We start from the raw sequence: 13934 nt of genomic DNA, 5'->3' as shown, positions 1-13934 counted from the left end.
GTTTTTTTTGATTATACATCAGAACAGCTGTGATTACCAGAATATTTAGTTAAATATCATCAAGTCAGCACACTAGTCTATAATAAGGGAATTCATTTTCTTGAATTTTACTTACTTGTTTATAACACTCTTTAACAGTACCACATAATTCAAATAAATCGTCCTTTGAATAATATTGTTTGCAATATCTCATTCCATTTTGACGATTTTTAGGAATACCATAATTTTTGCTATAGTCCTCATCAATAACTTCATAACAATCGCGTATTGTATCATAAGATGAGACAATTAAATAATGTGTATAATGCTCCATATGGAACATTTTATGCTCCTTTTTATAGTACAAATTTATTGGCAAGATAAGTTTGCTTTTTTTTAGTAATTTGTTTATACTTTCAAAAAATTTTTGTTTATCTCCTAGATAAAGTTGCAAACAATTAGAAGGACTGATTTTTAATTCTTTTGAAATATTGTTTTTAATATCTTTATATCCACTTAAAACCAAGTAATTTAGGGTAATTCCAGGATACTTTTCCTCTAAGATTAACCAAATACACCTATCAATACAATCAAATGTTAATAAATTAAATGAATCAATAAATTTATTTTCCACAATACTCTTCCTTTTATATATTTCTAGTTAACTGTTATTTTATTTCTTTTTAAAACAATTTTTCTTTCAACGCACTGGATAAATTCATTAACATTAGCATATTTATCCGAAAACAGCTCATCATCCGAAAATACTATCTCGAATTTTGATTCCAAATCACATATTAGCGCAACAAATTGCAATGAATCCATCTCTATACTTATTTCTTCTTCTCCCTCTAAATTTACACCAACATTATTTATTACCTCTAATATTTCCTCTCTCATGTATCATCTTCTCCTTCTTGAAAACAAATGAAAATAATATTTTTAATTTATAAAAAACTGATTATCTCTTTTGACGATGTACTTAATAATGAACTCATCCAATATAAGTATTCTATATTTTCCTCACATTCCATCTGTTGATGAAATTTCATTGCATAGTTACATTTTGCTCCGCCCATGCAAAACGGAAATGCAATGCACTTATAACATTTGTCTAAGTTTTGTTTTCTCGTCAACCATTTCGCCTCTTTATATGGATCTATATGAATCTTCCCACTATTATCAATAAAACCTATATTATTTGCTTCTTTATATACTTCGTCAGACATTGCCATTTCACATTTATGAACAGAAGCATCATTCATGATAACATAGCCTTTTTTCTTAGATGCGGCACAAAACTGAACCTCACTATTATACTTTAAATAGTCCTGTAAATTTGTTCCTTGTCTTGCAGCCTCTTTATATAAAGCGCTTATAAGTTTTATATCAGAAATTACCTGCTCCTGATGTGTTTTAATCCGTTCACCTTTCCAATCATGTACCGGTTCCAAAACAATGTGGAAACGCCTATCTTCTTCAAATTCCAAATTCCATTTTTTTAAAAACTCTTCTATATAAGGATAATTATCTCTAGACACATTAACTCTTATATCTATTGAATATGAGCGATTAATTTTCTTGATAGCTTGTAAATTCTCCATAATCCTATCATATGTTCCCTTACCATTTTTCAGAGGTCTCTGTTTATCATGGTATTCTTTTATACCATCAATTGTAATCATATAAAAAAATATGTGCGAATTCAAAAGATTTAGAAATAAATTTTCTGTTAACAAATATCCATTTGTAGTAATGCGTCCTAAATAGGTAAATTTATTTATTTTTCCTATTTTTAATATAAAATCACTTAAGTCAAGTAATGTCTCTTTTTCTAATAAAGGTTCTCCCCCAAACCAATTGATATAAACTTTTTTTATATTATTTTTTGTTTCCCTTTCTATAAACCTCTTAATTTTTTTTATAGCATCTATTGAAAAAGATTTTTTTTCTTCTTTCTGGTAGCAATAAATGCATTGGAAATTACACGCATGTGTCATTATAAATGTCAAATCTAAAACTTCTGAATCCCATACGATACTATTATATTTATATTCAATATACTCCATTTCATTTATTGTATCATCAATAATATAACCTTTTTCTATCATTTTTTCTTTTAAAAATGGATTAACTAAAATTTTATCTATTTTTTTATTCACTAATAGATTATATATCTTACTAGAAACCAAATCACAATTTTTACTTAATACATTATATATATAATATTGATCCATATAATTCTTAGCAACTAAATTATATTTCGAAAATTTATACATCTTTTGCTCCTTCATTCAAAATACATCCTTCTTTTTCCCAATTAATGGGACATGGTGAACACCACTCATAATATTGGCATTGCTCACATTCTTTATATTTAGGATCACTATCTCTCACATCTTTTAGTATATTTTCTTTATTCCAAAATTCAATTAAATTAGCTTCACTGCACACAGAAATTCTACCATCTGCATGAGTACATGGCATCATGTATCCCCAAACGTTTATTGCCATTGAATATTTCCCTGCGCTACACCCTTTTAAAATAGAATTTTTGATTTTAATGCCACACAAGTTTCTTAACTCAAAAAAGCAAGACTCAATATTGATCTTAATTTTTTCCAATGTGTTCCTCATTATAAAATTAGCTAAAAACTCGATGTCTTTATACTGTAATTGACCATTAATTTCGCCCCTTGCATCTGGCTTATTTTTTAATATGTCAATCGCTTCAACGCCTACATCTTCAGCAAATTTGCACAATTGAGGAAAGTCCTCCACATTATCTCTACGTGCGACCCAATTAATTCTCGTTTTGATCCCTCTTTTTTTCGCTTCGAATAGCATTCTTTTCGCTGCCTTAAACCCATCCCTAGACTTCTGATTCACTTCCTCCGTAGATCCATTTAATGATATATAAAGAGCATCCAGCTGTGTCATTATATCATACAATTCATCTTGTATTTCTACGCCTCCTGTAGAAATGTATAACTCCATTTCAAGTTTTTTTACTAGTTTTATTGCCTCCTTTATCCAAGGATAAAATAATGGTTCTCCTCCACTGAACAATATTTTTCTTACCCCTACTGTTTTTGCTTCCACTAGTAACTCCTGAAGTCTTGACCATTCAAAATTTTTTTCCTCAATTCCTTTTATTTTTTTATAACATTGAGGACATTTCCATGGACATATTGTCGTCAACTCTATATTAACAATTTGGGGACTTCTCAAATATTTTTTCATGACTCTTTCTCCTTTTTCTTGGGGGAACGACTCCCCCAAGAATTTTCATCAAAAATCTTACCAGTTACAACACTGTTCTCCATTCATAAAGAGCAATACTTTTTTTGATGACTTGGCTTTTCTTTTTTTTAACTTTTTCATACTTTACCTCCTTCCTATTTTTTATTTATTTACACCATTAAATACTGGTGAAAATATCTCTTTCCTATTTATAGATATTCCCTGTCTTTAATTCCTCTACTTGTTCTGCATATTTTAATAAATTTTTGTCATGCGTTACAATAATTAAAATCTTTTCTTCTTTTATTTTTTTTAGCACTTCCCACAATTTTTGTTTATTTTCTTCATCCAGGGATGCCGTTGGTTCATCCATGATAAGAACAGGACAATTTTTATATAATGCTCTTGCAATAGACAATCTCTGCCTCTGGCCACCAGACATTTCCAGTACTTCACTATTCAAAACATGATAAATGCCGCCCTCTATACTTGATATCCAGGCATCGAGATTCAATTCTTGAATGAGTTGGAACACTTTGTTTCGATCAGGAGTCTCCTCATAGCCTGTAATATTTTCTAAAATTGTACCTTCTAACAATATATTATTTTGATCGACATATGCCGTGTTTTGTCTCAAATCGACATTTCGTTGTCTTTCTTCATCAAAATAAACTTCTCCAGTCTGAGGAATCAATAAGCCACATAAAATTTTTATTAATGTCGTTTTGCCTGCCCCATTTTCTCCTATTACAACATTAATTTTATTTTTTTCAAAGGAACATGAAAGCTTCCTTAAACCACCACCATTTTCATATTGAAAACTTAAATTCTCAATCTTGATCTTCTCTACTTTTTGTTTTTTTATGGATAACTCTGCTGTCTCTGTTTCATTCTCCAATAGTTTTATAAGACGTTCAATAGAGGTACTACATTCTGCGTTTTTCACTCGATAATTTCCCAGTTCTCTAGCAACTTCACTAAAAAAGCTTGTCATATTTAACGTGGCAATAACCATACCGATATTCATATTTGCATAAATACTTCCATAAAAAATAACGATCAACTCTCTAATGATATTGCATAAGTACGATATCGTATCAAAAAGCAACATCATTTTTTGCTTTTCTAATTCCTTTTTTGAACATATATGTATGGTCTTTCTATGCTGTTCGAGCAAACGTCGACTAAATTTGTGAAAGTTCAAAATTTCTATCATCCTGAATAATTCTAAAAAAGATTTATTTTCTTCATCGACCTTCACCAAACGTTCTTTCTCACATAATTCAATCTTTTTCGCATAAATATAAGATGAGGCTGAAATTACCGAACATATCAACACGCAAAAAAACAATACTCTGTCAAGATATAAGACAATACCACCCATAATAATAGAGATTACGATAGACTCAATCAGTTCGGATAGCTGATTTTCGATAAAATCAATGATCTTATTTTTATCTTCTGTAATCATAGAAATCAGTTTCCCGTCATAATCTGATTCGAGAATATTCTGATTTAAAAATTGTATAAAAATTTTTTCTTCAATTCTTTCTCTGATCCGAACTAATTTTGTAATTATAATCTTGCGTAAAAAACCAATTAAGCAAAAGCTAATTAGAAAAGCACCGATCAACAATTTTAAATTTTGTGTGTCAACATTTTTCTCATAAACAATCAGATTTACCAAAATTGCCGCTATCATAGAAGCAGAATATGCAGCCATACCGATCAAAGATGCTGTCGATAATAACAAAACTATAATTTTCCATTTATCTTTCCCACAAACCATTCTCCAATTATATTTTTTTCGCATAACTCCACCATTTATTATCTTTTTATGTTTCTAATGCAAAATGTAAATATTATCTGCATACTCATCCATATCTGTTTCATGCATTGCTATAACAACGCATTTCTGTTTTGCTATTTCTAATATCATTTTTTCTATCTTATCTTTTACTTTTTGTTCCAAAGCGGAAAATGGTTCATCTAAGAAAAGCCAGTTTGCCTCACTGACAGTGCATCTAAGAACCTGAATGATTTTTTTCTCGCCTCTAGATAACATTTCACATCCTACATTTTCCCACATTTTTTTTGCTAATTTAGGATCAAAACACTTTATGAAACTAAAAACTTCTTCATCGCTAAGCGTATTGTTCACTATTCTAAAATTATCTTTAATATCACTGCATAATACTGGATCTTGCGGTTCATATACACATAATTGAAACAATTCTTCTCTTTCAATTTCTGTATTATTTATATAAAACTTCCCAGTTGCTATTTGAAGCAAACCAGACATGCATTTAAGCAGCGTACTTTTACCTTTTCCACTTTCTCCTTTTACTAAAATCAATCCCGTACTAGGTAAAACCATATTATACGATTTGAAAACTTCTTTATCGCCATAGGCATAACCCAAATTTTCACCTTTTAATTCTAAAATTTTATCCCCAGGCTTCGTATACAGCTCTTTTAAAGTATCCAGGCTATAGAATTGTTCCAAAAATTCCATATCCGCTTTCTGTTCCTGCAAATTTCCTATTCGTCCCGCAACCTCCATCATGTGTCCGAGCAAATAGAAAAAGATAATAGATGACGATAAAATCCCCTCTTGTATGAGATTCATTTTTCTTGACAAAAGAGCCGTTAATGTAGGAATGAGAATCATAATTAGGCACCTTCCAATTTGCATGTATATTTCAACAATAGATTGATATATCTTTTTATTTTGTTCGATCTTTGACAAAAAGTGAATTTTTTCTTTAAACTTCTGTGTCACTTTGCTTTCGAGAAAATAACATTTTACAATCGACAGCCCTCTTATCATGTTTTTTATTAGCAACAAACTCTGTTTTTCTAGTTCATTCATTTCCTGTTGCTTCTTTTCAATTGGCTTACTTAAAATCATCGTTCCTATCGGAATGCATATCATCAATATTACAAAGAGCAGATATCTGAGATCCATGTAAACACAAATATAAACGCTTAAAACAATCAGCATCCCCGTAGAAATTCCTATACTCAAGTAACTATCCACCAGCTCACTACAGGATTTAATTTTTGTTACAAGCATTAAGTATTTCGATTCCCCGCTTTGACATAATTCATAAGGTTCTATCTTCCATAAATATTCTCCTAAATCACCCTTCAGCTTCTCATTCATATCTATATAATATTTATTTGTTTTCTCTTTAGAAAAAAAATAAAAAGTAACTGTTATTATCACAAACCCTATAGTCAGCAACACAAAAGACAACTCTAATCCTTCTTCTCTATAAAAGAGTCTCCTCTCTATACTGTTTATAAAAGGAATATATAAAAAAGCCAAAAAAGTATTTATAATATTGAGCATCAGCATAATAAAGAAATCTTTTTTTGTTTTATCAATGTAATGAATTACTTGCGTTTTCATTTTCTTCTCCTCTACATTTACTTCAAGCTGTAATGTTCAATTCTAGTATAAATTTTAGGGGATTCATTATTTTGTTTTACTTTAATATGACAAATTTGCCAAATCAATAATCCACTTTTATTTGTATAAATAACTTTCTTATGTTGCCATTTAAGCAAGGACGCAATAAAGGATTCAGATAAATCTCTATGCTCGTTTAATGTGCTTAATAAAGAAATTTTTTCCACATAATCTTTTTGATAAATGTTAATACCAAAATTCGAATAATTTTCTCCAATTAAATCACAATCTAAGATATATTCTGCCGTTTTATTTGAATATTTTTTATATAACTCGCTGTTTTTTAAATTCCAGCCTAAAGATTCCGCTAATTTTTTGCTATTTTTATACGAACATGGTGTCCATACTAGCCGCAAAAAACTATTTCTTGATGCCATAACACCTATATTCCATAAATAGTATCCTTGATTTCCTAACCACACGATTTTATCCAAAATTTTTTCAAATTCTTCATTGGATATGTCTTTTAGAGAAAAATCTAACAATTCCATTATATATTTATAAACATTTTTTATTTGCTCTTTTGGAATTTTTTCATAATCTATTTCCAAAAATATACAAGGAATAGGATTTTCTTTTACTAGTTCATTTGAATCATATTCTAATGAAATTGCATTAATATATTCCCTTTTTTCTAACAATTTTTTAAGCATCAAAAAAATATGGTTGACTGTGCTATTTTCATTTTTACTATATACATACTCTTTGTAAAACATATATATTTTCTCAAAATCCCATATTTTAAATATTAAATCTATTTTTTTATCAGAATGATATTCAAACCATATTTCATTTGTTTCTATTTCATAATATGACAGATTATTTATCAACCTCTGTATATTATCTGAAGTCTCTTTTTCCATTAATTCTTTATCCATACGTTGTAATGCATAATTATAGATTTCCTTTATCGGTAACATAATAACACTCCTCTTTCCCTCATTCTGTATAATATGATATACACTTTTCAAATATTTCTTTGTCTTCTCTTCCCAAAATATATGTAGCTATTCCAAACTTCTTTTGAATCTCTTCCGCACGCTTTTTAGCTTCTTTAAACTCTACTTCTTTTTTTACATTTGATAAATATGCCCATTGCAGATCCTCTTGAAAAGGGTATATTCCAATAGCAATAATATTATCTGCCGCATTAAAATGATTTAAAAAACATATATTTCTTTGTAAATATTCATCGTCATCAAAATAATTACAAATTAACAGAAATCCATCTGGATCTGATGCATATAACAAATTATTCTGATGAATAGGCATATATCTTAGATTTCCAGAATCATACGGTATAGTTTGACTTTGTGATCCAACTAATATGATATCAGGTCTCTTCTTTTGAATTTTATTTAATAAATAATTAATCATTACAATCTCATCCATACCGTCCAAATAAGCGGTACTCCCGTATCCCATGGGGTATACTTCATCTATCCCAAACAATTGCGAAGAGGGTTCTGTTCCAAGTTGCCCAACTTTATATCCCATCTTTTGAAATTTTTCTCTTAACTTTAACTGCGTAGTAAATTTCCCTTGTTTTGAACTTGTACCAGTTACACATAAAATAGGCACTCCTATTTTATATAATTTTCCAAAACGATTACACGGCAAATTTCTATTACTTATTCGGGGTACATATACGTTATCCAAATGCTCTATACTTTCTTTATAGTTCAAGTCGTCAAACATAACTACTTTTTTATTGTTTTTTTTACTTAGCATCAATAATTCTTTTTTATATTTTTTTCCAATGATCTGCTCTAGCTGTTCAAGATGTCCTAAAATAATTGTATCAAACTCATCTTTCCAATTTAACGTGTCTATATCCTTTATTTGATAATCTTTACTTAAGTCTTTTGTGTTTAAAATAGTAGATGCATTTTTACCACAAACCCCCAAATACTTACTATCATAAACATCTTTAAGATTAAATTGCAGTAAATGCGAAAATTTAACTATCGAATGCATTTCCTTGTTAAACGGGAACAAAATTGCGTTTTTTATATCAAAAAGTTGGGGCAGTTTATCTATTTTCTCATATCCATATACTTTTTTCGCAAATCTTTTTAATAATTTTTTTATTTGACAAATGCTAGTTTTCACATTTTTTTGTTTAATCATACGGTAAATCAATGCGGATATATATGGGCAAGCAAAACTTGTACCAGATACACGTTTCATTTCTTGTTTTAACCACGGTAATCTATGAGTAATTCCGCATGCCCGAACATTAATAACATCGCTTTCAACATATTCATAATCATATATATGTTGACATTTTAAAGATATATCGACTCCAATAACACTGCTACATGCTGCTGGATAACTTATAGACCCATCATTAGCAAATGCAGCTACAATAGTACTTCCTTGTTTCTCTAGTAAATTACACACTTTTGCTAATTCATCCTCATTTTCGCATACACTAAGTCCACAACTTAAATTTATAATCTTCCCTTGATATTTATTTGAAATATATTTTAAGCTATCAATTAATAACTTCTCCGAAATTTCCATATCAGTATCAAATAGTTTTATAACTAAAATTCTAGCATCCTTATTTTCTTTCCAAATGGTATAAAATACTGCTGTCCCGTGTCCAATTTTATCTTCAATGTCGGAATCTTCAATAATTTTCCGCTGTTGCTTATCATACATTAAATGAATCCCTTTGTATTTAGCAGGCAAAATTTTAGTATGTTTTGTGTTTAATCCACTATCAATTACTATAAAATCAAATATTTCCTTTTTATTTTCTATTTTCATGCTCTCACCCTATCACCAAATAATACTTTATTTTTATCTATAAAAACATCTATAATAATTCTCTATATATACCCATTTATATATAATATTTTCTATAATTTAATGTTTTATCTCTCTATATATCATATAACATTTTGATATATTTTACATTCTTTTTTCATTTTATTGCTATATTGTCTTTTTTATTTGTATTCTAAGCTATAAAAAAGATATACATCTCCATTTCTCAGGAAATATATATCTTTTTTCATACTTTTTCTGATTTCTACTTCATCCCCGCCCAATATCTTCCACCATTCTTGGGATGTCCTTGAACAAGTTGCATCATCGGTAATCCTGGTTTCAGCATAGCGAACATTTGCTTAGTAGTACAGGAATCACATTCAAAGATCATTTTTGTCTAGAAATATTTTTCGTTACAGGATCATACTTTGGATAATTATCTATAACCTTCTATGAAATCTCATCAATCGCCGTAAAAAACTCGTCATCTGCAAAATAGAAGTAATCCACTTTTCCATCTTCAAAGGCCGCATCGATTTCCTGATGAACCGGATTTCCATTTACACGGATTTCCACACTATATGTTTCCGTATTTTCCTGATCTCCCCCGCCAACTGTTTTCTCAAGCTTTTCAAAAGACAGCTCACAGTCTTTCTCCTGCGCTGCATAATACAGATTCAGAGGGAAACCGCTCCGGTAAAAATTCTGAAGTCCAGATTCCGTAAAATAGTCTCCGTAAACTTCTTCGATCGTCTGGCTCAGACCTCCTGACTGTTCTTCCGTGTCTGTATCCGTTCCCGAAGAATCATCCTGTGCCGCCGCCAGTATCTGATCGGCGCTACCGCCCGGAAAAGAAAACAATTCCTCACATAATGCACGCAGTTGCCTTGTCTCCGGGTTCTGTCCCGAACATCCCGCCAGCAAAACAGCAGAAAGCATCAGGCTTCCAAGGAGAAGGCATCCTCTCTTTTTTATCAATTTCATATTGTATCGACTCCTTATCTCTTTCGTAAAATCTTACTTTTGTCTTTACCAGACAGCTTTTTTAATATTGTACCCTCTCCAGCTCAATTTGACACCGCTTCCGGTAACATGCTACTCCGTATTTTAAGATTGTCTTCATCCCATCCTCAGGCAGCAAGTCTGTGTATCGTCCTGCATTGATCTGATGCAATGCCTCCCGACACCCTGCTTCCAGAGTTCCGTCTTCTGCATATTTCACTTCAATCACAATCCCCGTCTTTTTCTCATCGATCTCTATCAAAATATCCGTATATCCATCTCCGGATTCCCGATTGGATGTCACATGCCAGTTCTCCTTATAATCCAGAAGACCAAGCAGAAGTCCATGAAAATAATTTTCTTTCATCTCTTTTCTCACAGCTGTATCTCTGATACTGATAGTGCGATTGAGATACTCGTTGAATTTTTGCTGTGCATCTTTTGCATCTCCGTTTTCAAATGCTTCGCAAAAAGCACTTAAAGCTGCTCCATCTTTTCGTGCCGTCTCCTGAAACCATCGTGAAATCTGTTCCTCGAAAATATTCAGGATCTCCTTATTCAGAATTGCAAGCCGTATCCGATTCCCATCAGCTCTTCCTCGCCGGGTCAGGTAACCTGTTGTAAACAATACGCTCCAGATATTTTCCTCAGAATCATAAATATCCTTGTAGGTCAACTCCTGCCGTACTGTTTTCACAATACTTTCTCCTGAAAATCCTCGATTCCCACCGGAAGTTTTTTCTCTCTTTCCATCATTTTCCTCTCATCTCCTCCCTGAAGACTGTGGATTCTTTCTTTTGCATAATTTTATCATCTCTTCCGTCTTCAGGCAAGGAAAGCCGGAGATCTTTACTTTCCACAGCACTTTTTATATTTCTTACCGCTTCCGCAGGGACACGGATCATTTCGTCCTACTTTTACCCCTTTCCGCCTGTATGGTTCCCAGCCATCTACCAAAACTTCTGCCCTGTCTGCTGCATTCATCTGACTAGATTCGTTTTCAAGAAACGCTTTCCATTCCTGAATGGTTTGATGATCGGATAATTTCTGTAATTCTTCCAGCACTTCTTTTTCTGTTTGTTCCGCATCCTGTTTTACTCTTTCCAGAAATTGCCGGCTGCACTCATAGTTATATGGATAGTTTTCCTGAATGTACTTTATTTCTTCTGGATGTTCCGGCACATATCGGCACAGATTCCATTCCGAAACAAGTGCATCTCTTTGTATATCTTCTCTGTCTTCCATCCACAATATATCTTTGAGAGTATACGGATATTATAAATAGAAGTCAGACCGGTATCCATAATTTTGCCGACTTTCCTGTCGTCATGGAAACGATACGATTCCCATGTGATAAAAGCTGATTTCAATGTTTCTTTAGTTCTCTCTGTTCTCAGATAATTTTTCCCGCTGATATAATCAATCAGTTCACGGAAAAGCGGGCGGCATTGTTCCAGCAATCCAGCCTCTTTGAATTGCTTTACAGCTTCTTCAAATTCGCCCATTCGATGATATGCCATTCCAAGAGAACAATGATATTCCGCGTTCTCCGGGGCGATTTCCACCAATTCATGAAATGCCATTGCGGCTCCTGCCATATTTCCCTGCGCAAAATAACATTGGCCAAGCAGATTCATGATCTCCGGTTTTGAATCATCCTCATCCAGGATTCGGCAGCACAGCCCTGCTGCTTCCTCGTATTTTTCTTCATCTGCCAGACGAAACGCCTCTTTTATCTGCTTTTGCAGCGGCAGTACAAACTGTCCGGCAAGCTGTTCTATCTCCTCCCACAACGCCTGTTTATCATCTGAATCTTTTATTCTGAGAATCTTATTCATCTTCACCATTCTCCTTTATTCTATTCTGATATTGGTGGACTATTGATTCTCGCGGTTTTATCTTTTTTGTGAGTCCATATTTATAAATCTCAATCCACTGTTCATTTGTACCCGCCAGATCTGCCATCTTTACTTTGATCCTTTTCCAAAAAAAAGATATGTATCTCCGTATTCCCGGAAATACATATCTTTTTCATTTTCTTTTCTAATTCATAACTGCTTCAATGTCTTCCACTGTTCTTGGGATATCCTTTGACAGGTTCCTGCATCCGTCCTCTGTGATGAGGCAGTTGTCTTCGAGACGGAATCCGATGCCCCATTCTTCGTGGTAGATTCCGATATCCACACAGAATACCATACCAGGCTGGATGATGGCGTCTCTTGCGGATACGACATCGTGGGTGTCAAATCCGACATGATGCGCTCCGCCATGCCACATATAGGTTCCGATATCATCAAAGCTCTTGCATACGCCTGCTTCTTTCAGCTGCTCGAAGCAGTAGCGGCGGATCTCCGCATCCACTTCTTTCATCGGGATGCCCGGTTTCAGCATCGAGAACATGTGCTCGGAAGTATTGTACTGACATTCAAAAAGGAGTTTCTGTCTGGAGGAATACTTTCCGTTGCAAGGCCATCCTCTGGATACGTCTGTCAGTTCGTTGTCCCAGCGTACACCTACATCGTTGAGCACGATGTCGCCGTCCATAGCCTGTCCGCGGTATCCATAATAATGGATGCAGAAGTTATTCTTTCCGGCGCTGATAATGGACGGGAATCCCGCTTCCAACACACCATGCTGTGCCAGTGCATAATCATACTCTGCCTTATACTGGTATTCATACATACCCGGTCTTGAATGTGTCATCATGGCAAGAATTCCGGCTTTTGTGATCTCCTGCGCTTTTTCCATCGCACGGATCTCACACGGTTTCTTGATGAGACGGAGCATCTTCATGATCGGCAGGGAATTTTCGATCGGCATGGATGGATATTCCTGCTTCAGGAATGCTTCCATGCTGTCTGCCGCGCTGACAACAACCTGTCCTTCCATCCGGTCAATGTCCAGATACACCTTCTGGATCCGTCCGGAAGTCAGCACCTTTTTCAGCTCTTCTTCAAATGTCTCTTTGTAGGCAAAGCTGGAAATCATGGAGACTGCTTCGATCTCTTCCGGTTTCATTCTGCTTCCGGTCCATCTCTCCTCAATCAGGTTTGGCGGAAGAATAAACAGGGTTTCCCTGTATCCTGATGCGTCTTTCTCCATCATAAGAACAGTATCTTTCTGCTCCATTCCGGTCAGATAGACGAAATTCCGGTTCGCGAAGTAGCCGTAGTCCTCATCAGCCGTCTTACGGACCGGGCTTCCGCTGAAGAACAGGGCAAGGCTGCCCGGCTCCAGCTTCTCCATAAACGCATCTCTGTTTCCCTTGTAAAATTGTGGTTCCATTTGTTATTTCCCTCCTTCGGTCTTTGTACTTTAGTCTAATAGTATTCTAGCACAAACAACCGTCAGAATCACTCTATTTTCATCACTTTTCGCCCTTCATTGAAAAAGATTCTGCAAAATGCTATACTTTTTTCAAGTTTATACTATGATACGATCTTCAGTTTTGATCAGG

The 13934-nt window shown here is 33.5% G+C and carries 13 protein-coding genes; all 13 read right to left on the bottom strand.

Annotated elements, in window-relative coordinates; all coding sequences use genetic code 11:
• Nucleotides 1–64: 64 nt before the first annotated feature.
• The 13 genes from FGQ85_RS14210 to FGQ85_RS14150 all read right to left on the bottom strand — a co-directional run bounded on the left by FGQ85_RS14210 (nt 65) and on the right by FGQ85_RS14150 (nt 13762).
• Nucleotides 65–613: a hypothetical protein gene (locus FGQ85_RS14210; RefSeq protein ID WP_138373775.1), complete on the bottom strand. Its 549-nt coding sequence runs from the start codon at nt 611–613 to the stop codon at nt 65–67.
• 23 nt (nt 614–636) lie between these two features.
• The gene (locus FGQ85_RS14205; protein WP_138373774.1) at nt 637–879 is read right to left on the bottom strand and encodes a phosphopantetheine-binding protein; all 243 of its coding nucleotides are present in this window, start codon (nt 877–879) and stop codon (nt 637–639) included.
• Between the two features lie 47 nt (nt 880–926).
• The gene (locus FGQ85_RS14200) at nt 927–2273 is read right to left on the bottom strand and encodes a radical SAM protein (RefSeq protein ID WP_138373773.1); all 1347 of its coding nucleotides are present in this window, start codon (nt 2271–2273) and stop codon (nt 927–929) included.
• Nucleotides 2251–3222, bottom strand: coding sequence for a radical SAM protein (locus tag FGQ85_RS14195; RefSeq protein WP_138373772.1), 972 nt, complete (start codon nt 3220–3222; stop codon nt 2251–2253). The genes FGQ85_RS14200 and FGQ85_RS14195 overlap by 23 nt, the downstream gene beginning before the upstream one ends.
• A 205-nt stretch (nt 3223–3427) precedes the next feature.
• Entirely contained in the window at nt 3428–5035 is a 1608-nt protein-coding gene (locus FGQ85_RS14190; RefSeq protein WP_138373771.1) for an ATP-binding cassette domain-containing protein, read from the bottom strand.
• A 30-nt stretch (nt 5036–5065) separates the two neighbouring features.
• On the bottom strand, nt 5066–6637 hold the full coding sequence (locus FGQ85_RS14185; RefSeq protein WP_138373770.1) for an ABC transporter ATP-binding protein: 1572 nt from the start codon (nt 6635–6637) through the stop codon (nt 5066–5068).
• 17 nt (nt 6638–6654) lie between these two features.
• Nucleotides 6655–7617 (bottom strand): hypothetical protein, encoded by a 963-nt coding sequence (locus FGQ85_RS14180; RefSeq protein ID WP_138373769.1) that lies wholly within the window; start codon nt 7615–7617, stop codon nt 6655–6657.
• 19 nt (nt 7618–7636) lie between these two features.
• Nucleotides 7637–9472, bottom strand: coding sequence for a S8 family serine peptidase (locus tag FGQ85_RS14175; protein WP_138373768.1), 1836 nt, complete (start codon nt 9470–9472; stop codon nt 7637–7639).
• Nucleotides 9473–9925: 453 nt separating this feature from the next.
• Nucleotides 9926–10459 carry a hypothetical protein gene (locus tag FGQ85_RS14170; RefSeq protein ID WP_138373767.1) on the bottom strand — a complete coding sequence of 178 codons (534 nt, stop codon included), beginning with the start codon at nt 10457–10459 and terminating at the stop codon, nt 9926–9928.
• 61 nt (nt 10460–10520) lie between these two features.
• Nucleotides 10521–11174: a PD-(D/E)XK nuclease domain-containing protein gene (locus FGQ85_RS14165; protein ID WP_243128575.1), complete on the bottom strand. Its 654-nt coding sequence runs from the start codon at nt 11172–11174 to the stop codon at nt 10521–10523.
• 152 nt (nt 11175–11326) lie between these two features.
• Nucleotides 11327–11659 carry an SEC-C metal-binding domain-containing protein gene (locus tag FGQ85_RS18900; RefSeq protein ID WP_243128574.1) on the bottom strand — a complete coding sequence of 111 codons (333 nt, stop codon included), beginning with the start codon at nt 11657–11659 and terminating at the stop codon, nt 11327–11329.
• Entirely contained in the window at nt 11635–12315 is a 681-nt protein-coding gene (locus tag FGQ85_RS14155) for a tetratricopeptide repeat protein (RefSeq protein WP_171027977.1), read from the bottom strand. The genes FGQ85_RS18900 and FGQ85_RS14155 overlap by 25 nt, the downstream gene beginning before the upstream one ends.
• Before the next feature lie 205 nt (nt 12316–12520).
• Nucleotides 12521–13762, bottom strand: a complete 1242-nt coding sequence (locus FGQ85_RS14150; RefSeq protein ID WP_138373764.1) for an aminopeptidase P N-terminal domain-containing protein — start codon at nt 13760–13762, stop codon at nt 12521–12523.
• Nucleotides 13763–13934 lie beyond the last annotated feature (172 nt).

The sequence above is a fragment of the Pseudoflavonifractor sp. BSD2780061688st1 E11 genome (assembly GCF_005844125.1).
Lineage (GTDB): Bacteria > Bacillota > Clostridia > Lachnospirales > Lachnospiraceae > Sellimonas > Sellimonas catena.
This window is presented reverse-complemented; position numbering and strand designations above follow the sequence as displayed.

Excerpts from the sequence above, each read along its gene's own strand:
- FGQ85_RS14205 (WP_138373774.1), bottom strand. The coding sequence starts at position 879 with ATGAGAGAGGAAATATTAGAGGTAATAAATAATGTTGGTGTAAATTTA.
- FGQ85_RS14200 (WP_138373773.1), bottom strand. The coding sequence starts at position 2,273 with ATGAAGGAGCAAAAGATGTATAAATTTTCGAAATATAATTTAGTTGCT.
- FGQ85_RS14195 (WP_138373772.1), bottom strand. The coding sequence starts at position 3,222 with ATGAAAAAATATTTGAGAAGTCCCCAAATTGTTAATATAGAGTTGACG.
- FGQ85_RS14190 (WP_138373771.1), bottom strand. The coding sequence starts at position 5,035 with ATGCGAAAAAAATATAATTGGAGAATGGTTTGTGGGAAAGATAAATGG.
- FGQ85_RS14185 (WP_138373770.1), bottom strand. The coding sequence starts at position 6,637 with ATGAAAACGCAAGTAATTCATTACATTGATAAAACAAAAAAAGATTTC.
- FGQ85_RS14180 (WP_138373769.1), bottom strand. The coding sequence starts at position 7,617 with ATGTTACCGATAAAGGAAATCTATAATTATGCATTACAACGTATGGAT.
- FGQ85_RS14175 (WP_138373768.1), bottom strand. The coding sequence starts at position 9,472 with ATGAAAATAGAAAATAAAAAGGAAATATTTGATTTTATAGTAATTGAT.
- FGQ85_RS14170 (WP_138373767.1), bottom strand. The coding sequence starts at position 10,459 with ATGAAATTGATAAAAAAGAGAGGATGCCTTCTCCTTGGAAGCCTGATG.
- FGQ85_RS14155 (WP_171027977.1), bottom strand. The coding sequence starts at position 12,315 with ATGAATAAGATTCTCAGAATAAAAGATTCAGATGATAAACAGGCGTTG.
- FGQ85_RS14150 (WP_138373764.1), bottom strand. The coding sequence starts at position 13,762 with ATGGAACCACAATTTTACAAGGGAAACAGAGATGCGTTTATGGAGAAG.